This is a genomic window from Gemmata sp. SH-PL17, assembly GCF_001610855.1.
Taxonomy (GTDB): domain Bacteria; phylum Planctomycetota; class Planctomycetia; order Gemmatales; family Gemmataceae; genus Gemmata; species Gemmata massiliana.
This window is the reverse complement of the sequence record NZ_CP011271.1, coordinates 4824447-4849252: the sequence shown is the minus strand read 5'-3', so window position 1 is coordinate 4849252 and position 24806 is coordinate 4824447. Positions and strand designations below refer to the sequence as shown.

At 62.9% G+C, this 24806-nt stretch carries 20 protein-coding genes; 7 read left to right on the top strand and 13 right to left on the bottom strand.

All coding sequences use genetic code 11. The annotated features are described in order from the left end of the window. Position 1: 1 nt before the first annotated feature. The 4 genes from VT84_RS20040 to rplU all read right to left on the bottom strand — a co-directional run bounded on the left by VT84_RS20040 (position 2) and on the right by rplU (position 3981). Positions 2 to 886, bottom strand: a complete 885-nt coding sequence (locus VT84_RS20040) for a TIGR02996 domain-containing protein (protein ID WP_082840748.1) — start codon at positions 884 to 886, stop codon at positions 2 to 4. A 15-nt stretch (positions 887 to 901) separates the two neighbouring features. Then, the gene (locus VT84_RS20035; RefSeq protein ID WP_052555100.1) at positions 902 to 1921 is read right to left on the bottom strand and encodes a 3-oxoacyl-ACP synthase III family protein; all 1020 of its coding nucleotides are present in this window, start codon (positions 1919 to 1921) and stop codon (positions 902 to 904) included. A gap of 217 nt (positions 1922 to 2138) precedes the next feature. Then, a complete protein-coding gene (locus VT84_RS20030) occupies positions 2139 to 3530 on the bottom strand; it encodes a hypothetical protein (protein WP_157469657.1) in 1392 nt (463 codons plus the stop codon). A gap of 124 nt (positions 3531 to 3654) precedes the next feature. Continuing rightward, the gene (gene rplU / locus VT84_RS20025; protein WP_082840747.1) at positions 3655 to 3981 is read right to left on the bottom strand and encodes a 50S ribosomal protein L21; all 327 of its coding nucleotides are present in this window, start codon (positions 3979 to 3981) and stop codon (positions 3655 to 3657) included. Positions 3982 to 4555: 574 nt separating this feature from the next. On the opposite strand from rplU, the gene VT84_RS20020 reads away from it, so the two are divergent. Next, positions 4556 to 5077 (top strand): hypothetical protein, encoded by a 522-nt coding sequence (locus VT84_RS20020; RefSeq protein WP_052555095.1) that lies wholly within the window; start codon positions 4556 to 4558, stop codon positions 5075 to 5077. A 231-nt stretch (positions 5078 to 5308) separates the two neighbouring features. Here the strand turns inward: VT84_RS20020 and VT84_RS20015 are convergent, their stop codons facing one another. The 3 genes from VT84_RS20015 to VT84_RS20005 all read right to left on the bottom strand — a co-directional run bounded on the left by VT84_RS20015 (position 5309) and on the right by VT84_RS20005 (position 10814). Further along, positions 5309 to 6721: a S1C family serine protease gene (locus tag VT84_RS20015; RefSeq protein WP_162271780.1), complete on the bottom strand. Its 1413-nt coding sequence runs from the start codon at positions 6719 to 6721 to the stop codon at positions 5309 to 5311. Between the two features lie 292 nt (positions 6722 to 7013). Beyond that, positions 7014 to 8402: a DUF1501 domain-containing protein gene (locus VT84_RS20010; RefSeq protein WP_082840745.1), complete on the bottom strand. Its 1389-nt coding sequence runs from the start codon at positions 8400 to 8402 to the stop codon at positions 7014 to 7016. A 15-nt stretch (positions 8403 to 8417) separates the two neighbouring features. Beyond that, positions 8418 to 10814 (bottom strand): PSD1 and planctomycete cytochrome C domain-containing protein, encoded by a 2397-nt coding sequence (locus VT84_RS20005; protein ID WP_082840744.1) that lies wholly within the window; start codon positions 10812 to 10814, stop codon positions 8418 to 8420. 690 nt (positions 10815 to 11504) lie between these two features. Between VT84_RS20005 and VT84_RS20000 the strand changes: the two genes are divergently transcribed. The 6 genes from VT84_RS20000 (at position 11505) to VT84_RS19975 (ending at position 17668) form a co-directional block, all read left to right on the top strand. Continuing rightward, positions 11505 to 11939, top strand: coding sequence for an RNA recognition motif domain-containing protein (locus VT84_RS20000; protein ID WP_082840743.1), 435 nt, complete (start codon positions 11505 to 11507; stop codon positions 11937 to 11939). Between the two features lie 276 nt (positions 11940 to 12215). Beyond that, the gene (locus tag VT84_RS19995; protein ID WP_052555086.1) at positions 12216 to 12488 is read left to right on the top strand and encodes a hypothetical protein; all 273 of its coding nucleotides are present in this window, start codon (positions 12216 to 12218) and stop codon (positions 12486 to 12488) included. A gap of 199 nt (positions 12489 to 12687) precedes the next feature. Next, positions 12688 to 14145, top strand: a complete 1458-nt coding sequence (locus tag VT84_RS19990; RefSeq protein WP_082840741.1) for an NAD-dependent succinate-semialdehyde dehydrogenase — start codon at positions 12688 to 12690, stop codon at positions 14143 to 14145. Between the two features lie 282 nt (positions 14146 to 14427). Further along, positions 14428 to 14721: a hypothetical protein gene (locus VT84_RS19985; protein WP_052555081.1), complete on the top strand. Its 294-nt coding sequence runs from the start codon at positions 14428 to 14430 to the stop codon at positions 14719 to 14721. Positions 14722 to 14849: 128 nt separating this feature from the next. Beyond that, entirely contained in the window at positions 14850 to 15989 is a 1140-nt protein-coding gene (locus VT84_RS19980; RefSeq protein ID WP_052555079.1) for a glutathionylspermidine synthase family protein, read from the top strand. A 131-nt stretch (positions 15990 to 16120) separates the two neighbouring features. Then, on the top strand, positions 16121 to 17668 hold the full coding sequence (locus VT84_RS19975; protein ID WP_052555077.1) for a hypothetical protein: 1548 nt from the start codon (positions 16121 to 16123) through the stop codon (positions 17666 to 17668). A gap of 92 nt (positions 17669 to 17760) precedes the next feature. Here VT84_RS19975 and VT84_RS19970 read toward each other — a convergent pair whose 3' ends face one another. From VT84_RS19970 to VT84_RS19945, 6 genes are all read right to left on the bottom strand, one after another. Then, complete coding sequence (locus tag VT84_RS19970) at positions 17761 to 18477, bottom strand: type II CAAX prenyl endopeptidase Rce1 family protein (protein ID WP_052555648.1); 717 nt, start codon at positions 18475 to 18477, stop codon at positions 17761 to 17763. Between the two features lie 101 nt (positions 18478 to 18578). Beyond that, on the bottom strand, positions 18579 to 20033 hold the full coding sequence (locus VT84_RS19965) for an HD-GYP domain-containing protein (protein ID WP_082840740.1): 1455 nt from the start codon (positions 20031 to 20033) through the stop codon (positions 18579 to 18581). 178 nt (positions 20034 to 20211) lie between these two features. Continuing rightward, positions 20212 to 20829 (bottom strand): ExbD/TolR family protein, encoded by a 618-nt coding sequence (locus VT84_RS19960; RefSeq protein ID WP_052555073.1) that lies wholly within the window; start codon positions 20827 to 20829, stop codon positions 20212 to 20214. Beyond that, positions 20826 to 21605, bottom strand: coding sequence for an ExbD/TolR family protein (locus VT84_RS19955; RefSeq protein ID WP_052555071.1), 780 nt, complete (start codon positions 21603 to 21605; stop codon positions 20826 to 20828). The genes VT84_RS19960 and VT84_RS19955 overlap by 4 nt, the downstream gene beginning before the upstream one ends. 125 nt (positions 21606 to 21730) lie before the next feature. After that, positions 21731 to 22459: a MotA/TolQ/ExbB proton channel family protein gene (locus tag VT84_RS19950; protein WP_052555069.1), complete on the bottom strand. Its 729-nt coding sequence runs from the start codon at positions 22457 to 22459 to the stop codon at positions 21731 to 21733. 166 nt (positions 22460 to 22625) lie between these two features. Continuing rightward, on the bottom strand, positions 22626 to 24770 hold the full coding sequence (locus VT84_RS19945) for an elongation factor G (RefSeq protein ID WP_052555066.1): 2145 nt from the start codon (positions 24768 to 24770) through the stop codon (positions 22626 to 22628). Positions 24771 to 24806: the final 36 nt, after the last annotated feature.

Here is a 24806-nt window from a genome sequence, read left to right as displayed (position 1 = left end):
TCTACTCGTCTCCGCTGTCTCCATCAGACTCGACCCCGAAGCGCGCCGCAAGCGATTCTGCAAACTCTTCCTCGTCGTATGCGTTGTCTTCTAGCTCGATCCTCATGGTACGGGGAAGAGTTTTCGACGCGAGGAGTACCCGGATACTCTCGTCCGTGAGTTCGTTGAACATGAGTCCGAGGGCTTTGAGCGATGCAAATCTTGGCGAGGTCGCGAGAAGTTCCACCGCGCGCCCTTCATCGCCACTGTCGTCTTGTAGTGCTTCGTTGAGCGTCAAGGATTCGAGTTTGAATGAGGCCGGTGCGTTCACAACGGCCTCAATGCCGTCCGCCCCGAGTGGCTCTTGAAAAATGTCGATCTCACGCAAGTTAATGAGATACGGTGATTTCATCAGCCGCACAAACCGTTCCCTGCCGAACCCGCCCTGGCTCGATATTTTTGTGACCGCGCGAAGATATGGGTCCGAAGCAAACTCATCGATTTCTTCGAGAGTGACGGCGGAATCGTCTTCGTGTTGGCCGACGAGGTGAATAGTGACTGTGACTGGCTCGACTGTCAGCAGTGCCTCAGCGAGTATAGGGAACAGAGTGGAGAGAAATTCGAGCTTGGTAAGGAAGCCACGTTCGTACACGCCCCTACGTTGGTCGATGCCGACGGCCGCGCGCCAAGTGGCTCCGTGTACGGCCTCAACCCCCGTGGTCCGCGCGCGGAGAGCGTTTCTGTGGTGTTCGGACGTTGGTGATTTATCGGCTTCGATCTGCAAGCGGATGAACTCGGCTCGTTCTCGCTCACCACGTTCTTCCAGCCAGTCTGCGAAAACGAGTCTCGCAGTATCGTCGGTTGGGTTGTCGAGAATCGCGTTGATGAACGCGGTTCGCTCGGACATGGGCAGTCCCTTTGCTCACCACCGGATGACGGCCGTACCCCAAGCGAGGCCGGCGCCGAAGCCGCTCAGCACGACGTAGTCGCCGGATTTGAGGCGCCCTTCGGCCGCGGCTTCGTCGAGCGCGATCGGGATGCTGCCGGCCGAGGTGTTCCCGTAGCGTTCGAGGTTGTTGTAGACCTTCGCGCGGGGGATGTTGAGCGAATCGATGGCCGCGTTGATGATGCGGATGTTCGCCTGGTGCGCCACGAACAGCCCGATGTCGTCGACCGTGAGTTTCGCCGCCGCGAGCACTTCGCGGATCGTGTCACAAAGGATGTTCACGGCCCACTTGAACACCGCGTAGCCGTCCATGTACATGAAGTGCTTGCCTTCGGCGATCAGCTCCGGCGTGATCGGGGTGCGGCTGCCACACGCCTCGCGCTGGAGCAGCGGACCGCCCGAGCCTTCCGACCCCATGCTGTACGCTAGAATGCCGCGATCCGGTCCCGCGGGTTCGACGAACACCGCACCGGCTCCGTCGCCGAACAGCGGGTACGTCTTGATGTCGGTGGGGTTCAGCACGCGGCTGTTCGTATCGCCGCCGATGACCAGCGCGCGATCACTCAGACCCGCTTTCACGTAAGCCGCTGCGGTGATGAGCGCGTACATGAAGCCGGCACACGCGGCTTCCACTTCGATCGCGGGGCCGACTAATCCGAGGCGGTCTTGGACGAGGCACGCGGTTGACGGGAAGGACATGTCCGGGGTGAACGTACCGAGCACGAGGAGGTCGCACTCTTTGGCTGTGTGCCCGGTCTTGGCGAACAGGTCGTTTGCGGCTTCTACGCACAAATCGGAGGTGGCCTGGTTCGGTGCCGCGTGCCGCCGTTCGAGGATGCCGGTGCGCTTCACGATCCAGTCGGAATCGAACCCGAGGCGGGCGTGGAGGTGCTCGTTCGCGACGACCATGTCCGGGACGTACTTACCGGTACCGACTACGCGGACGCCCATCAGTGACCGGCATTTCGGTCGCGTCGAAGCTCGCTCGCTGCTCATCGGTTCGGAATCCGCACTAAGGTCGGGTCGTATACCCGCAAACCGTAAGTAGGGATTATAGGAACCGCCCGGCTCCGCGGTTCCAGAGTTCCCGAGCGGAGACGCGGGGAAGCCGAAAAGTAGACACATCAAAGGCGCATGCCTCGTGACTTGCGGGAGAAACAGCATTGTTCTCGCGCGAGTTCCGAGGCACGTTTGTGTTTTCGAGCCGCTGAAATTACCGCTCCGCGCCACACGAGAGGAACCGCAGGAGGCCGGTCATGGCACTGGCGGTCGCATCAATGCGGAGGTTGCCATCGGTCGGCGACAGGTGGAACGCGCCCATCAGCATCTTCGCGCGGAAATTGTCCTCGAAGTGCCGCGTGTTCGTTTCGAGGAATTGGAGCCCGTAGAGGAACTGCACCGCGGACGAGAGCGCCGGGCGGTACTTCTCCTCGTGCGTCAAATCGCCGATGACGCGGGTGAGTTGGTACGCGCACGCGAGGCTGTGGATGTAGCGCCCGGTGTCGAATGAGCTGGGCGGCGCATCGACCGCGCGCCCTTCCACGACCGAACGGAACCCGCCGGCCCATTGCGGCATGCGCGTGTCGTTACCCGTAATTTGCAGCGCACAGAGCCAGTCGTTCATCTCGAACGCGGCGGTCGCGGCCTCGGTTGCTTTCGTCTGGAGGTACAGTTCGGTGGCGGCCGGAGTTACGGCCGCGACCAGAGCGGGGTGCGGTTTCGCGCGGAACGCGGCGTGGTAGTACGCGACGCCCTTCTTCACCGCGTCCTTTTTCCAGTCCGCCGGGCGCACGCGGTTGCTGGCCGCCAGTGCGTGGAGGGCAAGCCCCGGATACTCGTTGAACCCGGCCGGGTCGAGCTTCGTGGGGTCGTCGGTGGGGGTGTCGGTGTAATGAACCGAGCCGTCGGTGCGAAGTTGTGTGCGAAGGAACACGCACAGGCGCTCGGCGTCGTCCAGGAGTTTGTCGCTCGGGTTCGGGAGTTCGACGATCGCGAGCACAACGAGGGACGCAAACCCGACGCGGTTACACACGAACGACATCTGCACCGGAACGCGGCAGTTCGGGTCGTTCGCGTCGACCTTCGTGGACGCGAGCATCGCGAGAACCGCCTGACTCGCAATGGCCGCGTGCTTTTGATCGCCGCTGAATTTGGCAGTTTGAGCCATCGCGAGTGTAGCCTGGGCCTGTCGCAGATCGTGATCGCCGTTCATGGGCTGGCGGAGCGCCGGCAGGTAGCCGTGCAGGAACCGGCCGTGCGGCTGACCCATCTTGGCCAGCCATTCCGCCGCCATGAGCGATCCGCGAACCGCGAACTGCGTGTTTTGCGGGAACGTTTCAATGTGCGCGAACTTGCTGAGCGGCGCTTCTACGGCAGCAGCGGGAACTGTGGGAGCAACGGAAGGCCCACTCGGGGCACCGGGGAACGGCTTCGGCGGTGCAGGCGGTGTTGGGGTATTGGTTGCCCCCGGAGGAGCGATCGACGGAACGCCCGGCGGCGCCGTGGGTGTTGGTGGAGTAAGTGGAGGGGCCACCGGCGGTTGAGCGGCCACTACGACCACAACGAGCAAAACGACAATTCCGGACGCAAAAAGTGTTCGCCGCATGTTGTGCCCTCCGTGGCTGCGAAGCGATCGGAGCGACACTGTAAACGAACTCGCCGCCGTCACGCAATGCGAACGTGACGGCGGCAGAATGTTGTTGGCTTCCGGGTGAGCAAAGTGCGGTCACTTAGCTCGCGGATTCGCCGGCCTTCAGGATGTGGGTGATCTTCACGCGCACGTGCGGCTGCGTGTGGCCCTTCAAACGCCGCGACGCCTTGCGCCGGCGGAACTTCTGGGTGATCGTCTTGACCCGCGGGAAGTCCACGACTTCGGCCAGAACTCGCGCGCCTTCCACCAGCGGGCGCCCGATCAGCGTGTCGGCCCCGCTGGACAGGAGCAGCACCTTGTTCAGTTCGAGCCGCTGGCCCAGTTCGGCTTCGCGGTGGTCGATCACAACCGTGGACCCGGCTTCGACGCGGTACTGCCGCGACCCGTCTTCAAAAATCGCGTACATTGGCTCAACCCAAAACAGAATACGAAACGCACAAGCGAAGAATTTTATAATAGGAAGGGATTGCCCCCGCGACCACCAACTCTTTAGCGAAACTCACGTTCCAGTTCGGAATTGCAGTGCCGCGGGCTCTTCAGTTCGTCGTCGCGAGTTCCTCGTTAGCCGATTACGCTTCTTCACTTTTGGCCACTGTAAAGCTCCCGTTGGTGCTCCGTAACTCCTTTGTTATTTGTGTCACTTCGGCGAAAATGTTCTAAACGCAAGTGAAAGACGTGCTCTCGATAGAGCGTAACACTAGCGAGAGTGACATTTGGTCTCTGCGGTGATTTTGCTAGACCGCGAGAACCGGTCGCGTTGATCGCGCGAATCGGCCCCGGGCCTCGTGCGGGTCGGGTGGCCGTCCCAGTGCGCTGGGTGCCGCGGCCCGCGATCGAGTTTGTCCCAGTTAATTATTGGGGGCGGTTGCCTGATTTGGCACATCCGGCCAGGCACCTGCACCCGACAAATCGTCCGTCACCACACAACTGCCTCTCAACAAATAACTCCGCGGATCATCCGTGGGGTCAGAAAGGTCGTCATGGGAAAGTTAACGGTGTACAAGAACCGCCTCGTTCACGGTCTGAAAAACTTCAACAAGGACAACCTCGCCGGGCACGTGGCCGGGGTCGGGGGCATCTGGTCCGGTTACAGTTACGAGGTCGCAAAATTCACGCTCGACGATTCCGTCTCCGATACCACGGTACACACCGAAACGAAGTTCAAGCAGTGGCTCGACATCGTTATGCCGAAGATCGGTCCCGGGCACAAGAACTTGCGACTCTACCTGTGTCTCACCAAGTCCCCGTGCAAGCGGTGCACCGTCGTCGCACTCAAGTACATCGCGGAAACATACGGTGCCCGTTTTGCGGCCATGAAACTGGGGTTTCTGAACATCTACACGACTACCAGCGACGCCAAGGGATCATTTAAGGACGAGAACGAAGCGAGCGGGTACTACCTTGCGAACCTCAATTCCGCCTGGAAAGTTACCTGGTTTTCATACGACGAAGGGAAGCTCAGGCTGATTGCGGACAAGCGCGTGACAACTATTGTTAAATGAGCGGCAATTAACGTCGGCAAACGGGCAGCGGGGCGTGAAACGTCCCGCCCGTCGACACACCGGTTCGTGTGATTCGACGGCCCGACGTTGCATTAAACGCTGCGCCACCCGAAGTACGGGCGCGGCCATTTTGACCATGCCCGTACTTCGGGTGGGGGGGGCGGCTTTAAATCGACGCCCCCGAGCATGCCCTATCAAATTCGGGTGTGACCCCTGGTAGCTCGGGCGATTTCACATCGACCTCGGCCCCTTGGAATCGGGGCTCGACTGCTTGTCCGGCTTGGAGGGCGACGGCTCTCCGCCTGCTTTTGCGGGCGTGGCTTCCAACTTGATGACAGAGACGTCACCAACGTAGAGACGCGAAAGGAAGCCACCCAAACAGAACTTGTGCCCCCCTTTCAGTGGCTTGTCGTCGTGGTATTTCAGCAGGATCTCGCCATCCACGGCGATCGTGTAGTCGCCGCCCACTTTGGTAATCACCAGAACGAACGGCTCCTCGGAGTTCCCCTTCCGTTCGACCTTGACCGCGTCGCCTGCGCCCTCCTTAGAGAGGATCAGCAGTTCGTGGCTGAACTCCACGAGGCTGCCCTTACGTTCCAGGATCATCGTCTTGGTGTCCGGGCTGTCGAAGCGGACACAGAGGGTTCGCAAAATGGATCGCTGCGAGGGCTGGAGTTGCTGGTTACCCTTCAGAAACTCGATGCGGCATTGGACAACCAGCTGGAAATTTTGGGGCAATGGTTCCTTGCTCGTGATCCAGTAAGGGCCTCCATTGTTGTCCAGGACGAGTGCCCCCTTGTGCTCGCGCAACTCACCGGTTGTCGCGTCCCAGTTGTCCTTCTTGGGAGCAATGCCGGCGATGACCGGTAGGGCGGCGGGATCGAGCGGCCCGGGTACGGGCTTTACGCTCGCAGCCTTCTTCTCGGCCTGCTCCGCCGCGGCCTTGACCTCACCGAGGTTTAAAGCGAAGCCGATGTTATTGGCGTTCCCCTTCTTGAATGTGACGACCCCGACCGCCTCCCCATTCTTGTTCAGAAGCGGTCCACCCGAGTTGCCGGGATTGATGGCGGCATCCGTCTGATAGAACGACCGGTCCCCGATCCGAACGCGGGTAGCCGAAATACTGCCCTTGTTGAACGACAAGTTGGGCTGATTCTCCTGGACGTATGGGTATCCGAGAACGGCCACATCGCTCCCGAGGTCGAGCTTGTCGTAGGAGAGCGGCAGTGGCCGGAACTTCGGCCCGTCCTTGCGGGCTTCGATCTTGAGAACCGCGAAATCCAGGTTTTCTTTCTTCTCCGGTGTGTAGACGGTTTCGGCTCGGAAGTAGTCGAGTACATCAGGATCTTTGACGGAAGGAACACCGACCAGGGTGATCGACCCCTTGATCCCCTCATCGGACGGTAGGGCCACATGTCGGTTGGTGAAAATCAGGCCGTCGTGACTGACGAGAAAACCAGACCCCACCGCCGGCCCCAAGCCCGGAGTGATACGCTTGATGTACACGACACTTTTCCGGGCTTCCGCGGCATTGAACGCGGGTGGCGCGGCGTGCAGCGAGCTCACGAACAGCATCGCGGCAACCGCCGACAGAAGCCAGCGGGGGTGGAACGCGGGCGGTCGCAAGAAGTACGGGCGTTGCATACAAATTTCCTTAAGAAACATCACGCAATCGGAGAGTCGACCGAGTTAATGTCGGCGACGTGATTGTAGCGGTCCGGGGAAGGTTGGCCTCGCGCCATAAGAGCGTGACCGGCTACGGGCGGGACACTCGAAACGCAAATTGCATCGGCTCCGATTGAGTGAACCCACGAGTCAAGGGCTCAGTATTGTTTGGCTCGCTCCTGAGATCGCACTTCCCACCCGCTGCGTTTTGAAGTGTTAGAGCCACCTACCGCCCTGGCGGGTGGGTTCACCGCCGTTCGCCCGTACAAGGCTACGCCAGGATTTCGTTCACGATGCGGCCGTGGACGTCCGTGAGGCGGAAGTCGCGCCCGCTGTAGCGGTAGGTGAGCTTTTCGTGGTCGAGTCCGAGCATGTGAAGGATGGTCGCGTGCAGGTCGTGAACGCTGACGCGGCCCTCCGTCGCCTTGAACCCGAACTCGTCGGTGGCGCCGTAGGTGGTGCCGGCCTTCACCCCGCCGCCCGCCATCCACACGGTGAACCCGTAGTGGTTGTGGTCCCGGCCGTCGCCATTCTCCGACACCGGTGTGCGCCCGAACTCGCCGCCCCAAACAACCAGCGTGTCGTCCAGAAGCCCGCGCTGGCGCAAGTCCCTCAGTAGCGCGGCGATCGGCTGGTCGATCGTGCCGCACAACTTCTTCAATTCGTTGTTGATCCGGGCGTGGTGGTCCCAGCCGCCGATCGAGAGTTGCACGAACCGCACGCCGCGCTCGACGAGGCGCCGGGCGAGCAGGCACCCGCGTGCGAACTCCCCGTTCCCGTAGGCTTCCCGCACGCGGACCGTTTCGCGGCGAACGTCGAACGCTTCGCCGGCCGCGGACTGCATCCGGAACGCCGTTTCCATCGCACGGATGCGCGCTTCCAGTTGCGGGTCGTTCCCGTTGGCCGCGGCGTGCGTGCGGTTGAGAGACTGGAGCGCTTCGAGCTGGCGCTTCTGGTCCTCGGAGCTGATGTTCGGGTTTCGCAAGTGCCGGATCATCTTCTCCGGGTCGGTTTCCGACGCCGCCACGCGGGTAGCCTGGAACTGACCGGGAAGGTACCCGCTCCGCTCGAACCCAGCCTGACCGAACCCGCCCCCGAGCGAGACGAACCCGGGCAGGTCCGCGTTCTCGGAACCCAGACCGTAAGAGACCCACGACCCGATCCCGGGGTGGACCGCGTCGATGCGCCCGCTGGCCAGGAAGTTGGCGGCCGGCGAGTGGTTCGGGTTGATCGCGTGAACGCCTCGAAGCACGCACAGTTCGTCCGCACACTCCCGGATATTCGGGAGCAGGTCGCTCACCGGCAGGCCGGACTTCCCGCCCGGGCGGAACTTGAAGGGGGAGGGAAGTAGTCCGCCCGTCACGCGCTCGGTGCGCAGGTCGGCCGCGCCGGGGCGCTGACCGGTGTGTTTGGCGAGCACCGGTTTCGGGTCGAACGTGTCGAGGTGCGACGGCCCGCCCGCCATGAACAGGAAAATGACGCGCTTCGCACGCGGCTTAAAGTGTGGCTTCCCCAACGCGACCGTTGGCACCGGGGCGGCCGATGGTTCGGTAGCGCGCAGGTAGCTCGCCAGCCCGAGTAGCCCCATGCTCCCGCCGAGTTCGCGGATGAACTGCCGGCGAGTCGGTCCGAACGGGTCGGTCAGATCGGGTCGGATCATCGGAGGCACTCGCGGTCAGTTGAGGAACAGGAACTCGTTGCTCGCCAGAAGTGCCTGGGCGAGCAAGTCCCACGCGGGTGGGGCGCCCTCGCGCGCGGGCCGGATCAGGCGCTTGGCGGTTTCCAACTCGTCGGCGGTCGGGTCGCGTAGCAGCACGCGCCGGAACAGCGCGCGAATGCCGATGTCGGTCGATCGCACCGCGGTCGCGGTTTTGGCCAGTGTCGTGGCCGACTGGCGGACGAACGGGCTATTGAGGAAGTAGAGCTGCTGGACCGGGGTGGTCGTCGCGTCGCGCTTCTCCCCGTGGGCTTTCGGGTCGGGCAGATCGAACAGACGGTGAATGTCGGCCGGGCGCTCCCCGCGACTCACCTTGCCGTAAACCGTTCGGCGAGCGCTCCGCGGGCTGTCCAGGTTGTCCGAGGGTCCGCCGCCGGTGAGGTCGAGTTGGCCGCTGACCTGGAGCGTCGCGTCGCGCCACGCTTCGAGTTCCAGGCGCTTGCGCGGGGCGCGCCACAAGTACCGGTCGTCCGGGTCCGCCGCCGCGAACTTCTCGTTGTGCCGGCTCGACTGGCGGTACGTCGCGGACGTCACCAGTTCGCGGACCAGCCACTTGATCGACCAGCGATTGGCCACGAACCGGGCCGCGAGGTCGTCGAGCAGTTCGGGGTGCGTCGGGCGGTCGCCGAGCGCGCCGAAGTTGCTAGGGGTGGTCACGATGGACCGGCCGAACACCCACCCCCAGGTCCGGTTCACGAACACGCGGGCGGTCAGCCCGGTCGCGTCGGAAACGATCGCCTCGGCGAGTTCCTTCCGCCCGCTGCCTTCGCGGAACGAGCGCGGTTGGCTCGGCGAGAGCGCGGTCGGGAACCGGCGCGCGACGATCGTGCCCGGTCGGGCCGGATTCCCTCGAACGAACACGGGAAGGTCGCGGTACTGGCCGGGCTTGTAGTCGATTACCGTCCAGTCCGGGTTGTCGCCGTTCACCCACGTCCCGGCGTCCCGGACCACGTTGGCAATCGTCCCGGTATCGAGGCTCTTTTCCTTCTTCTTCAGTTCCGTGACGCGCGCCTCGAATTGCTTGATCTGCCCGTCGAACGGCGCGGGATCTTTCTTCTCCTTCACGGCCGTTCCGCGCATCTCTTTCGCGTATTCGAGCCGCAAGTTCGCGTCCATTAGTTCGAGCCGGACGGTTGTGAGGGCGTCCTGACCCGCCTTGGCGTTGGGCTTCAGCGGGCGCTCGGCGAGCTGCGTGTTCGCCATGACTCCGGCGAGGGCGTAGTAGTCTTCCGCGGTGATCGGGTCGAACTTGTGGTCGTGGCAGCGGGCGCAAGCGACTGTCAGCCCGAGGAACCCGCGGGTGATGACGTCCACGCGCTCGTCCCACTCGTCGGCAACGAACGCGGAGATCACGTCCTTCGAGAGCTTGGGTTCCTTGTGGTAGACGGGCGAAAGCCCCAGGAACCCGAGCGCTGCGAAGTCCGCGGGCTGGGTATCGGAGAGCAGGTCGGCTGCAAGCTGGAGACGAATGAAGCGATCGAACGGGATATCGGCGTTCAGCGCTCCGATTACCCAGTCGCGGTAGCGGTACGGGAATCGCGGCGGGCGGCACGTCGATTCGCCGGTGGAGTTGTCCTCGGCGTACCGGGCCACATCGAGCCAGTGACGCGCCCACTTCTCTCCGAATCGCGGCGAGGCGATGAGTTCATCGACCAGTCGCTCGTAGGCATCGGCCCGGGTATCCGCGACGAACGCTTCGACCTGCTCGATCGTGGGCGGAAGTCCAATGAGGTCGAAGTAGACGCGGCGAATCAGCGTGCGCCGGTCCGCGGCCGGGGCGGGCGCGAGTTTCTGTTCATCGAGCTTCTTCAGAATGAAGAAATCGGCTTTCCGCGTCGGCCACTTCGGGTCCGAAACCGTCGGGCGGGGTTGTTCTGCAACGGGCTTGAACGACCAGAACTCGCGTGCGGAAGCTGTGGTGGATGGCGCTTGAGTTGCGGCCGGGAGCGGCGCCCCCATTTTCACCCACCGCTGGAGGTCTGCAACGACTGTGGCCGGGAGCTTGCCCTTCGGGGGCATCGCGGGGAAATCCGGGGCGTGGGCCACGACCTTCAGGAGTAAACTGCCTTCGTCTTTGGCTTTGACGAGCGGGCCGGATTCCCCACCCTTGCGGATGCCGGTCGTGGTATCGAGTTCGAGGCCGCCTTTGGCCTTTTTTGTGCTCACTGCGTGGCACGAGTAGCAGTGCTCGGCCAGGATCGGGCGGACCTTCTTCTCGAAGAAATCGGTCCCGTCGTCGGCGCGGCTATTGTGCGGTAAAAGGGCAACGAGCATGAGGGCTGTGGCCCGCCACGTCCGGCTGCAATGCGACACGGCCGCCCGCACGAGAGCGGTCGGGATGCTTCCGACGTGCATGACCGTCACCGGGGGTGAGTGCGGAGAGGGACCGTAGGCGGGCTGAACGAAGTTATGGTAAGTCGAGCCGTTACCTTCATCTAGCCCAAAAATCACGTCTCCAGTGTCAGGCAGCAATTCGGCAGTAGCGACGGACTACCGTTTTGGGTTCGGCTCCCAATGGACCGCCCAAAACACAGCCGTGAGTTCCGATTGTTACAAATGAATCGGTTCGTGCCGTCTGAGGAGGTGGGGCGGGCTGATGAGGACTTTCTGCGCTGCGCGGGCGCGTAGTCCGAAATTTCTTCACCGTCTACCCTCGACGCAAGAAATTTTAGATTTCGTCTATTTTTTCTTCAAATGCCGCGTATAGTCAAATCAGCCTCCGGGGGCGGACCCCGGACGGTTAGGAAGATTTTGGACAGGTCTTCGCGTACTCGGTCTGGTATTTCGGCGGATCGGCTTTGAAGTCTAGAGACAGTTCACGACTGCCTTGCGGACGCTCCCAAGCTCGTCAAGCTGGCCTGTTCCACGGTACGCCCCTCTTCGTCGGTGGTCCCGTACTCGCGACTCAACCCAAACACGTTCGCGGCGGCACCCTCGTGTCGAGCGGTGGTCTGTTCACACACGTCTTCCCGGGCGCGATGTCGCGTTCGGTTCAGTTGAGTTCCCGAACGGGTCGGTGAAGAAGCCCGCTCGGGGAGGGATGACATGGCCAGCAAGAATCTTTACGTCGGCAACCTGCCGTTTACGACGACGCAGGCGGATCTGGAGCAGCTCTTCGGGCAGTACGGCACGGTCACCAAGGTGCAGGTGATCTCGGACCGGGAAACCGGCCGGAGCCGCGGGTTCGGGTTCGTCGAAATGTCCAGCGGGGCCGAAGAAGCCGTCGCCGCTATGAACGGCGCCGAGTACCAGGGCCGCCGGTTGACCGTTAACGAGGCCAAGCCGCGTGAAGAGCGCCCGCGTGGGGGCGGCGGTGGTGGTTACGGTGGCGGCGGTGGCGGGTACGGCGGTGGTGGTGGCGGCGGGTACGGCGGTGGAGGCGGTCGCCGGGGTGGTGGCGGCGGTGGTTACGGTGGCGGCGGTGGTGGTGGCTACGGCGGCGGGTACGGCGGTGGCGGTGGCCGCGGCGACCGTTACTAAGCGAGCTGCACACAACATCAACTGATTGAACAAATCACGCGGCCGATCCAAGTTGGGTCGGCCGCGTTTTTTATTGCCCGAGCGATGGAAATGAATTGCCCGGCCGAGAATTATACTGCATTTTAGTACACATGTCGCGTATAATGCCCAGAAATGAGCCGTACCTCGAAATCGTCGCGCGCCGAAACGTGATAAAACGCGGTACTTGGAACGCAGTTGCACGATTATGTAGTTGTGGGCGCGGACCAGCGCAAACAAGCCATCTGGGAGAGAGCGGTGGAACCGAATTACGCGGACATTCTGAAGAAGTTGTGGCGGCGCATCAGGGCGCGCGAGGCCTCGATTAGGGGCGACGCGGAGCTGATCGCTCTCTCTTCCGTCGCGAGCACGGAGCGCGCGATCGTGGACCGGATGTGGGACCGGTTGCGTCAAATTAAGGAACGCAATTTCGCACGGGACGCAGAAACCGCCGTGGACCTGGACGCGATCGAGGTGATCGTGAAGAGCGGCGTGCTGGATCGCGGCCGTGTTCTTGGTGCTCGGGGTTAGTCGCCGGCTCGATTTCGTGGCGAAATGTTAGCCGCGCGATCGCATTTTCGCTTGGAAATGTGGGTGTCGAGCCGGCCGGCGCGGGGAATGTTAGCAATTGTTAGCCACCGGCGGACGGGTCGGTCGGTGGGCGCGCGTAACTCGCGGCCGGCGGTTCCGTAGCATACCTCCATCTCGCTCTCGCATTTGGAGGTTTGGCATGTCTGCTACTCTCCCAGTGAAGAACCGCCAACTGTATATCGACGGCGCGTGGTGCGACTCCTCGACTGGCAAGAAGCTCGGGGTCATCAACCCGGCTACGGAAGAGACGATCGCGGAGGTCAGTTTCGGGAACCGGGCGGACGCGGCCCGGGCCGTCGCCGCGGCATCTGCCGCACTGCCGGCGTGGATGAAGCTGACCGCTTACGACCGGGCCAAGGTGCTGAAGAAGACCGCCGATCTCATGCGCGAGCGCGCGGACGCGCTGGCCCGCACGATGACGATGGAGCAGGGGAAGCCCCTCGTTGAAGCGAAGGGCGAGGTGATGCACTCCGCCGACACCTTCGAGTGGTTCGCGGAGGAGGGGAAGCGGTCCTACGGGCAGGTGATCCCGCAGACGAACCCGGCCAAGCGCCACATGACCATCAAGCACCCGGTCGGCGTGGTCGGGGCCATCGGTCCGTGGAACTTCCCCATCACGCTCCAGGCGCGGAAGATCGCGCCCGCACTCGCGGCCGGCTGCACCATCGTGTGCAAGCCCGCGAGCCAAACCCCGCTCTCGCTCATCGGCGTATTCGAGTGCCTCATCGACGCGGGGCTGCCGAAGGGCGTCGCCAACATGGTGATCGGCTCGGCCAGCGAGATCAGCGACGAGTTCATGCAGAACGAGGCGGTGCGGAAGATCAGCTTCACCGGCTCCACGGCCGTCGGCAAGCAACTGATGAAGCAGGCCGCGGACCAAGTGAAGCGACTCAGCCTGGAACTCGGCGGGCACGCCCCGTTCATCGTGTTCCCGGACGCGGACCCGGAGGTTGTTGCGAAGGCCGCGGTGCTCGGCAAGTTCCGCAACAACGGGCAGGTGTGCATCAGCCCGAGCCGGTTCTTCGTTCACAAGGACATCGAGAAGCGCTTCACAGAGGTCGCGGTCGCCGAGGCGAAGAACCTCAAGTTGGGCAACGGGCTCGATGAGGGCGTCGTGGTCGGGCCGATGTTCGAGAAGAAGGCACTGGAAGGAACGCAAGCGCTGATCGACGACGCTAAGGGTAAAGGCGCAAAGATTCTGACCGGGGGCGGAAAGTCCACGCGGTTCGAGCGCGGGTACTTCTTCGAGCCGACCGTGCTGTCGGGTTTATCGCAAGACGCCCGGATTCTCACGGACGAACCGTTCGCGCCCGTGATGCCGGTACTGGACTTCTCGAAACTCGACGACGTAATTGCCGCCGCGAACAACACGAAGTATGGTTTGGCGGCGTATGTGTTTACGAACGACTTGAGTGTCGCGTGGCGGATGGCAGAGGGGCTGGAAGCCGGGATCATCGGTTTGAATGATCCGGTTCCCGCCACCCCTCAATGTCCCTTCGGGGGGATGAAAGAATCCGGCATGGGGCGCGAACTCGCCCACGAGGGGTTGGAAGCTTATCTCGAAACAAAATACGTCTCAATGATGCTCCGTGGATAATGCGATTTCTCAGGGAGCATGCGTAACAGAACTGCACTGAGTACGCTTTATTTAGGGTACTGAAGCTCTGCGACGTTCCGTGAGTTGTTGGAGTGTGTTTGGAGTGAGTAACGGGGAAGTAAAAACGGGCCAAAAGTCGGGATCGGTAACCGCGGAGTGGCCCGCGATCTCTGAAAAAACTCTACCCAAGACGCGACGGACGTGGTAAAGATGTGGATGGTCTGTTACGAATAGTATTAGTAACGCCCAAGCAACGGGGCGCGCCTCGTTAGGTATTTCGCCATGACCCGTATGTCCCGTGAGTTCTCGCTCGTTCTACTCGGCGCCGGTCTGATGACCGCCGGGTACTTCGTGTGGCCGGAACAGAACTACGACAAAGAAGTCGACAAGCAGGCTGAAAAGCGCGTCGGCGGCCGGTCGCGGAGCGGCGGGGGCACGTTCATCTTCATCGGACACATCGGTGGCGGCGGCCCCTCGTCCGTGAGCGGTGGTGGGCGCTCCCCTGCGATGGCCAGCGTCTCGAAGGGCGGCTTCGGTTCCGTTGGCGGTCGCGTCGGCGGTGGATTCGGTGGCTGATCCGCGGTTAGCGGAGTGAACAGTCCCAAAGGTAGAAGGGAAAAAGGAACCTAGCCCGCACACGCGGGTGTTTATTCCTTTTTCTCTTTTACCTTTTTTATTTCCCCTCACTTTCCAGAAGGTGGACCGTGCGCCGGGTCACCGTCGATCCCCGACCCAACTGGCAGAAACGGGTCGAAGAGTTCGGGCTGTATTACCACACCCTCCGCGGCGAGCCGTACTGGGACGAGTCCGCGTTCTACCAGTTCACGAACTACGAAATCGACGTCATCGAAGAGGCGACCAACGTTCTTCACAAGATGTGTCTCGACCTCGTCCAAGAGGTCATCGACAAGCGCCTGTTCGGGCTGTTCCTTATCCCACAAGAGTTTGAAGAGTACGTTGTTCGGTCGTGGGAGAATGACGAGCCGTCGGTGTACGGTCGGTTCGACCTCGCTTACGATGGCGTCGGCTCGCCCAAGCTACTCGAATACAACGCGGACACCCCGACGGCGCTCGTGGAAGCGTCCGTTGCGCAGTGGATGTGGCTCAAGGACGTGGACGAGCGCGGCGACCAGTTCAACAGCATCCACGAGCACCTGATTGACGCTTGGAAGGAAGTCCTCAAGCGCGACGGTGGCCCGATCCATTTCGCCGCGATGACCAAACTGGACACGCCCGAGGACTACATCACCGCGGAATACATGCGCGACGTCGCGATCCAGGCCGGTGCGAAGACCTCGTTCATCGACGTCACCGACATCGGGTACGACCGCCCGCGCCGCGTGTTCGTGGACAACACCGGGTTTCCGATCAACCGGTGCTTCAAACTGTACCCGTGGGAGTGGATGACGAAAGAGGAGTTCGCTCTGCACCTCCGCACGGCGCCGACCAAATGGGTCGAACCGCCGTGGAAGATGATCCTCAGTTGTAAGAGCATCCTGCCGCTCCTGTACGAACGGCACCCCAACAGCCCGTTCCTGTTGCCGGCCTCGTTCGACCCGTTGACGGATGGGAGCTACGTGAAGAAGCCGATTCACGCACGCGAGGGGGCGAATATCGAGGTCGTCGTCGGCGGGCGGGTTGCACACAGCACGGACGGCCCGTACCAGGGCGGGCCGTATGTGTACCAGGCGCTTGCGAGCCAGTTGAAACCGCACGACGGGCGCTACCCGGTGCTCGGGAGTTGGGTCGTGAACGGCGAGGCGTGCGGCATGGGCATCCGCGAAGACGTGTCACTCGTGACCGGTAACACGAGCCGCTTTATCCCGCATCAGATGGTGGGGTAGCGTTGTAGTCGGATGTCATTGGGTCGAACGTCGAAACCCGAATGTGCCCGATACCTGCGCCATCGAACAAGGCCGCAGGTATCGACTCAACGCATCTAGAACACGCGATTTGGGACTATCGGAGAGGTGGAATGCCCAAGACGTTTATTTTCGAGGAACTCGACGACAGAACTCGCGAGTACCTGACCGCGGTTCGCGAAAACGAGGGCGTCGGGTCGCCGGGCGTGTTCGTCCACACTACCGACGCGCTCCCCGGGTGCGGCTGCATCGCGGGTCCGATCATCATCATTACCACGTTATTGTTAACGCTCACCACGTGGCTCGGGATCATTTACAACGATCCCATTGGCGTCGCGTTCCTGCAAACCGCCGGGTTGCTCGTTGGGAGCTGGCTCCTGTTCGCGAAGTTCCGCGGACGGGGCGCGAAGAACGCCGGGACATGGGTTTATGTCGACCCGCTGTTCATGTATGAGGCGTACCGCGAACAGGTCACCGTTACGCGCGTCGATGACGTGGTCGACGCGAACTACACGCACAATTACGACAGCAACGGGAACTACCAGAACAGCGTCGTGAACGTCATGCTGGGCGGGCGCCGGAGCGCATCGGTCACGCTCAAGCACGAGGGCCGCGCCGAGCACATGGTGACGTTCCTGAACTATCTGGCGTGGGCGCGCAGTCCGGAGGGCGGGGCGCGCGGGGAGATCGAACCGGCCGACCTCGGTGGGCTGGCGCGGTACGTGGCCAAGAACGGCGACGAGCCGAAGGACGCCGAGGGGAACGTCAACCTGCGGCTTATCGAACTCGACATCACCGAGGTGCCCGACGAACCCGCGCGCGAGGGGCACTCGCTGCCCGCGCTGTTGCCCTACGTCTTCATTTTCCTCGGTAGCGTCATGTGCTTCGTGGTCATGGCGTTCGTCATCAACCCGGTGGTTCGCGACGACGCGCTCTACGACCTCGTAACGAAGGAAACGAGCCCACCGTCGTTAGAGCCGCGGTTCCTCCGGGCCTACCTCGTGGACTCGCGCAACACACTCCACCGCAAACAGGTGCTCGAAAAACTCGCGCGGTTCTACGACCCGGCTATTACGCACGTGCAGAAAAACGCTGCGGACCGGCGACTCGGTCAGGGTATGGCCGATGTGCTCAAGGGCCTCAGCACTGCCGACCAGCCGGTGGTGTCACTGCGGGTCACCGAAACGCGCTCGCCCGCGGGCAAAGCGGGCTCGAAGGGGACGCGCGAGAACGCGCTCCGCACGCAGTTCGCGGACGGGGTGAATACCACGTTCGCGGCGCAGTCGTGGGGGCAGCCGATCCAGCTCCCGGCCGGGTTCGTGGCCACGGAAACGCTTCCCCCAATCGGGCACCAACTGATCGCGTTCGTCGAACCGCCGGACGACGCGAAGGCGGTCCACTTTGACATCGCCTACGCGGTGGAAGATGTGGCTAACGGGCAGTTCCAGGTTGTCGTGAACGTGACGCTGCGGGCGAACATCGAAGACCCGGCGGAAGTGAGTGGTCAGTTCAAAATATCAGGGGCGTTCAATGAGGCCGAACTCGACGGGACCGGGATCATTCGCATCAAAGACGAACTGATCCGGAACCTGATCGGTACACCAGGTTTCGTTGGAGTTCCGGGCGGGGGACTGGTGGTTCCGCAGCCCGTCCTCCCGTAAACGACAACGCGAACGGCGTGAGCCGGCTGGTAGGAGTGATTTGCTCATACCAGCCGGCTCACGCCGGCCGTTCGCCTCAAGGCTGCAATTCGTTACACGACAACAACACCTACCAGCACGTCGTACCCCGCGTGGGCACCGACCGCGATTCCGAACCCGCGGGTCACGAACAAGAGCGTGAAGTACAGCCCGGCTGTGGTGCGGAACACGAAGTAGTCTGCTCGCATCGGTTCCCCGTAAGGACCGATGTGGTGCGCTGCGGCAAAGGCTGCCGCAGCAGCGAAGGCGGCCACCGGGATGGCAACCATCCCCGGAATCCCAATGACACGCAACACGAGTACCAGCCCACCAAACAAACCGAGACGGAACAGCACTTCTTCGTAAATACCCGCACCGATGAACGTGAGGATTTGAGCAGCGGGGGCCGTGCGGACGGTGATCTGGAGCTTGATCCCGAGGCCGTCGATGATCGGCCCGAAGTTCCGGCTGAACTGCCACAACACGACCGCGAACAGCACACTCTCGAACGCCATTCCGAACCACGCCGTCACCGGGTCTTCCGGGCGGTCGGCCCAGCGCCACCAGCTCCAGATGAGCATCACGCCCAGCACGATGGCTGGGGCAATCAGAACGTGGCCCGCGCCGAAGACTTCCAGTGCCCAGCGGAACCACGCATCGGCCCCGTTACGGAACCGGACCGCCTGGTCGCCGCCGAGCCAGAACAGCCCGCCTTCGTAAGCCGCCAGGAGCGGGAGGAGGAACAGGAAACACACCCACGGGTGGCGCGTTGCCAGGAGGTAGGACTTCATGAATTGGAGGGCTGAAGTCCCGGTCGGGAAACGGGTACCGGGGCGGACCATCGGGCGATCGACGGTTCCGGCCCCGGCTCCTGCTTACCGTCGTAGGACTTCTAGACCAAATCGGGGTATCGGCTCCCCAGGAGTTCTCGGCGCCGTGCCGCGGGGACTGCTTTCACGATGCTGCCGTGGTCCGCGGCGGACAAGTCCAGGTGCTCGACGCGGGGAAGCATCCCGCCCTCCGCGTCCGTTAGAACCGCGACGACCGGGCGCCCCGGCGTGCGCGGGTCGAGTCGGTTCGGGTGGTTCGCGACGACGAATGCGACCCGCCCGTCGGTGAGTTCGACCACCGTGTTCACCGGGTAGTACGACAGGTTCAGCAGGTACTCGGCGAAGTCGCGGTCCACCTCACCCTGTTCGGCCGCCATGAGCACTTCGGTGAGTGCGGCACGCGGATCGGCTGCCGAGCGGTGTGGGCGGTCCTCGTTCAGCGCCGCGTACACGTCCGCAACCCGGAGCAGGCGCCCGAGAGGGGGCACTTGCGACCCGGCCAGTCCGCCCGGGTACCCGGTCCCGTCCGCGCGCTCGTGGTGCGTCGCGATGGCCGCGGCGAGCGGGCCGGCGAGGTTCGGGAAGCGCCAGAGCAGCAGTTCCGCCCCGAGCTTCGGGTGCGCTTCCAGCACGCGGCGCTCGTCCGCCGTGAGCGGGTCCGTTTTCATCAGAAGCGCGGACGGCACGGTCACCATCCCGCAATCCATGATGAGTGCCGCGACTACCGGTGCGAGGGGGCGTGCGGCCCATTCGTAGTCGAAGGGCACGACCCGTGCAATCACTTGCGCGACGTTGATCGCATGCGCCGCGACGAACCGGGCCGGCACCGGGAACGCGACGGTCCCGCCGGGACCGTGGGCCGAATCGACCGGCGCGGACACGAACCGGATCGGCTTCGCCAGACGCGCGTCTTCGAGGATCTCCTCCGCGAGCGCGGCGACCGTTTCCAGTGTGGTCGGTAGGTTGCAGTGGATCGAGGCGAAGAACCCGGCGAGCCGGTCGATGCGTTCAACGTCCGTTCGGCGCTGCTTCAGGATTCGTTCCTGGACTGCGAGTCGGTCCATAACGACCCCGACCAACCCAGTCAGCCCTTCGCACATCTTGAGTTGCGCACCGGCCGAGTCCGGGAACGCCTGGGCGAGTCGCACGATCGAATCGAGCACCCCGACCGTTTCCCGGTGGTAGTCCACCAGTGCGTCCGGCTTGCCAGCGCTCGCGAACGCCGTGAACAGTGGTTCGTCCGTGAACTTCCGCTGGCGATCGAGTAGTTCCTTGGTTCGCGCGAGGAGTCGTTGGGCGCGTTCCGTGAATTGCAATTGCTGCGGGCGCGGTTTGACGATGGCTTCGGGTTCGCTGCCGGCGATGCGCTTGAGGGACATCCGGAACGTTTCGGCCTCGGAAACGACCGAGGCGCTGTCCGCGTCGACCGGGAACGCATCCGGGATCAGTTGCGGGGTCGCGTCGAGCCGTTGCCGGAACGCAGAAATTCGATCGAGCAGGCCTCGCGTATCGCTCACGGCACTTCTCCCCGGTCGCGCCACCACAGGCTCGGCTCCAAGAGCCGGCTCCGTTCCCCCATCGCTTGTATTCGACCGGACGGGGCAGGGGACTTGAGCGATTTTGCCGATTGTGATGGTGCGAGGCGCGAAGTTGGGCGAACCACGGGACCGCTTGGAGATAGGTAGCTGGAGAAAGTTACTTCCGCTGGTTGTTGATGATGTTGTGGACCTTGTTGCCCTTCGCGGCGTCGAGAATCGCGGTTTCGACGCCCCAGGGGACGACTTTGTCGATGTCGAGGAGCATCTCCTTCCGCCCGGTCGTGTTAATGATGTTCTGCATTTCAGTGAAGACCTGATCCTGTGTCACTTCCTTGCCCTCGATCTTGATGATGGGGCGCTCGCCGTCCATCTTCACAATCACTTTGAAGATTCGGTCCTTGATGTCCTTAATGTCGATTTTTTGTGGCGCGCCTTTTTCGTCGGCCGTGTCTGGCGGTACGTCGAGCGCGCGCTCGATCGAGGCGTAAGTGATAGTGAGGATGAAGAAGATGAGCAGCACGAGACACACGTCGATCAGCGGGTTCATGTCGAGGTGCGTGTCGTCGGCCACCTCTGGTGGGGGCGGGTCGATGTACTCGGCCGCTTCCGCGAACGTAGGGTGAACCTCGATCGCGCACCACGTCGCGTCGGTCGGTCCCCTTACTTCGTCGGTGGGGAGGAAGTTCCCGTCACGCAACCCGGTGAGCACCTCCACCGCGGTCGGCAGGGCGAGCACCTCCGGCGAACCTTCCTTGCGCACGTACCACGCGCTCATTTTTCGGGTGCCTCAACGACGGTTGCGACGGTGGAGTTGATGATGCCCTTTTTGCGCAGCGGTTCGAGTTCGCGCCGTAACTCGTAGACGCGCTCGCGCGGCAGATCCTTGCGGCACGCGATGCGCACCTCGGGGGGGCGCGTGACACCGACGAGAACTTCGTTGAGTGCCTTGAGCGCCTCTTCCGGGGTGCGTAGTTGGTCGTGGCTCGGTTTGGGCGCCACGTTGCCGACGCGGACCGCGTAGTACACGTCCTCGGTGTTGAGCTTCTCGATGGTGATCGTGACCGCGTCCGGGTCGCTGGTGAGTTGGCCCGCGTACTTCATTTCCGGGACGTCTACGGGTGCGAGCGCGCCGGCCGCCTGGATCATGATGAAGAAGACAAGCAGCACCATGCTGATGTCGATGAGCGGGATCATGTCGACTTCGTCATCGTCTTCCGGCCGCCGGATGCGTTCTCCTGGCTCCGGGTCCGGGAGTTCGACCGGCGCGGGTTCCGCGGGCAGTGCGCTCGCGGGGGCCTGATCGTCTGCGTCGGGGATCGCGAGCGGAGCAGGCGCGGCGGTCGCGGGGGACGGGCGCGCGAGGTAGTCGGCGAGCAAGTCGTAATCGCTGATCGCGACCCACGCCGTCGTGGTTCCCGCCGGGCGCACCTTGTCGGTGCGCGCGAGCCGGCCCTGTTGCGTCCAGTCGGCGACGACGTTGTACGGCACGGCCTTGTAGACCGTGTTCGCGGCGACGAACCACACGTCGAACGCCTTCGGAATCGCGGCCATTGGCGGAACTCGCAAGTGATCTCGGGGCCGCGGGCGATCCGCCCACGGGAGTGCGGCGAGCATCGCCGCACCAGAAACACTTCACCGGGATAACGTGGCGTGATCGACGGGCGTTGGCTCGGACTTCAATCTGCTCGTGCTTTGCGCTTCCGGCGGGCGCGGTCGTTTTCGTCCTCGTCCTCTGCGTCTTCTTTTTCGGGCTGGTCGAGCAGTTTCGGGTCTTTCTTGTAATTGGTGACGAGTGTGATGAGCTTCTGCGACGAGGCCTTGACGCGGATCTCGAACTTCGCGATCCAGTCCTTGAACAGCACGTGGCTGAACACGAGCGGGATTGCGGTGAACAGCCCGAGCGCGGTCGCGAACAGCGCGAGGCCGATCTTGGAGGCGTGCCCGCCGATCTCCTTCGCCTTTCCGCTGGACGCGCCCTCACCGATCGCGTTGAACGTGTTAATCATCGAGATGACGGTGAAGAACAGCCCCACCATCGTTGCGATCTTCGCGATCGCGAGAATCGGTGCGAGCAGGAAGTGGAGCCGCGGGACGATTTCCAGTTCGTTCTCGTTCGCCATACTGCGACGCATGGCCGCAGCCCCCTGGTCGGCGGCTTCCAGACCCGCAATGAAGAGGCGACTCGGGATCAGCCCCTTTTCTTCTCTGCACAGACTCACCGCAGCTTTGACCCCGCCCTTTCGTAGCGTCTGCTGGAACAGTGGCAGGAAGTCGTCCATATCCGTGTTCGCGGTGTTGTTCAGTAGCAGGCGCCAGATGACCAGCGCCGCCGCGATCAGCGACATGATGACGAGCGGGATGGAGAAGTACCACTCTTTGATGAAGAAATCGTAAACCGCGTTCATGCGGGTGCTTCCCAGGGTGCGCGCGATGTGAGGTACTTCTAGGATTATCGGCGACGGGTGGGGGCTTCAACAAGTGTTTCGTGCGACCGCCCCCGGTGGGCGCGCCGCCGGCGCGGGTTGCGCTGGTGGTGCGCCGCCGGGGGCGGCGGTGCGAGGCCTGTTTCTGTTACTCGTCTTCAACGTCCTTGAGCTGCGACCGACTCACGATCTGCTGTTGCACGTTCGCGGGCACCATTTCGTAGTGGCTCAATTCCATCGCGTATGACCCCTGACCCTGCGTCATGCCGCCCAGTTGCGCGGCGTACCGGGCCACCTCGGAGAGCGGTGCCCGCGCGTAAATGACAGTCATGTCGCCGGGTAGACTGTCCTGGTTCTCGACGTGTGCCCGCTTTGTTGGCAGGTCGCCTAGTACGGCTCCGGTGTACTTGGTCGGGACCGTGATTTCGAGCTTCACAATCGGTTCGAGCAGTGACGGCCGGGCCACCATGAACGCCTTCTTGAAGGCGTGGCGCGCGGCCGTCTTGAACGCGGCTTCCGACGAGTCCACGTCGTGGTACTTACCGAAGTGGACCTCCACGGCGCAGTCCTGGATGCGGTACCCGGCCAGCACCCCGCGCTCCAGCATTTCTTTGCACCCCTTCTCGATCGCGGGGAGGAAGTTGTTCGGGATCGAACCACCCACAATGTGGTCGATGAACGCGAAGTTGAACGCGGGGTCGTAATGCACGCTCCGGAGCTTCTCGAAGCGGCTCTTATTGGCGAACTCGGACTCGCACTGAGCCTGGTCTTTAATCTCGCGCGACAGCGGGTAAATGCGCATGTGGACTTCGGCGAACTGCCCGCGCCCGCCGGTCTGCTTCTTGTGTTTGTGGTCTCCCGCACCGTCGCCGTTGATCGTTTCGCGGTACGGGATCTTCGGTTCTTTCGTGTTTATCTCGACGCCGAACCGGGCTTTTAGGCGCTCGCGGATGATGTCCAGGTGCAGTTGGCTCACGCCGCTGATGACGAGTTCGTGCGTTTGGGCGTCGTGCGTGACCTTTACGGTCGGGTCTTCGGCCGCGAGTTTGTGCAACCCGACGGAAATCTTCTGCTCGTCCCCGCGAGTCTTGGGCTCGATCGCCAGCCCGAACATCGGCGTGGGGAAGTGCGGGAGTGGGAGCTTCGGCGCGTGGTTCGTGTACGCGATCGTGTCACCGATTTCCAGCCCCTCGACTTTCGCGATGGCGACGATGTCGCCCGGTCCGGCCTCGTGAACCTGTGTGGTCGTTTTGCCCTGGGCTTCGAGCAGGTGCCCGATGCGGAGCGTTTGCCCGCTGCGCAGGTTCACGACGTTGTGATTGTGCTGGAGCTTCCCGGCGAGCACGCGGACGAAGCTCAGGTGCCCGACGAACTTGTCGTTGACCACCTTGAACACTTGCGCGACGAACTCTTCCTGCTCGGTCGGTTCGAGCTGGTGCGCGGACCCGTTCGACCCGACCTGCAACCCTTCGAGGCGCTTGCGCGAGAACGCCGGCGACAGCCCGTAGCGGCTGAGTGCGTCGAGCAGCTCTTTGACGCCCTTGTCCTTCTTCGCGGACGCGCAGAAGATCGGGATCAGTGTCCCCGAGTCCATCGCGCGGGTGATGTCGGCCTCCAGTTCCGCCAGCGTGACCTTACCTTCGCTCAGGTACTTTTCGAGCAGCGCTTCATCAGACTCGACGACCGCTTCGATGAGCTGGCTCCGGGCTGAGGCGGCATCGACCGGTAGGGACGGCGGGAGGATCTGCCGCGGGTCGAGCAGGCAGTAGATCTCGCGCATCCCGGGGCCGGTCCGGTCCGGCACGTTGAACAGCACGCAGTTCTTCCCGAACGCGGTCTGGATGGTATCGACCAACCCGGGCAGGTCGACGTTGTCGGCGTCGAGCTTGTTGATGACGATCGCCCGCGACAGGCCCAGCGCGGTTGCTTCCTGGAACATCTTCCGCGTGTTCATCTCCACGCCGTTGACGGCCGAAATGACGATCACCGCGGTTTCAACCGCCGCGAGCGCTTCGAGTGCGGCGCCGATGAAGTCCGGCGAGCCGGGGGCGTCCAGGATGTTGAGGTGTTTGCCGTCGTGATCGGCGTGGAGGACGTGGGTGTCGATGGAGAAGTGGTGCTTGTGTTCTTCGTCGTCGGCGTCCGCGACCGATGTCCCATCATCCACGCTCCCGAGTCGATCGACCGCGTGGGCATCGAAGAGGAGGGCATCGGCCAGGCTGGTTTTGCCCGCGGCGCGGTGCCCAACGAGTGCAATGTCCCTTACGTTTTCCACCACATGTTTTACGGCCATGACGTGAACTCCAATCGGAGAGAGGAGGAGAACACT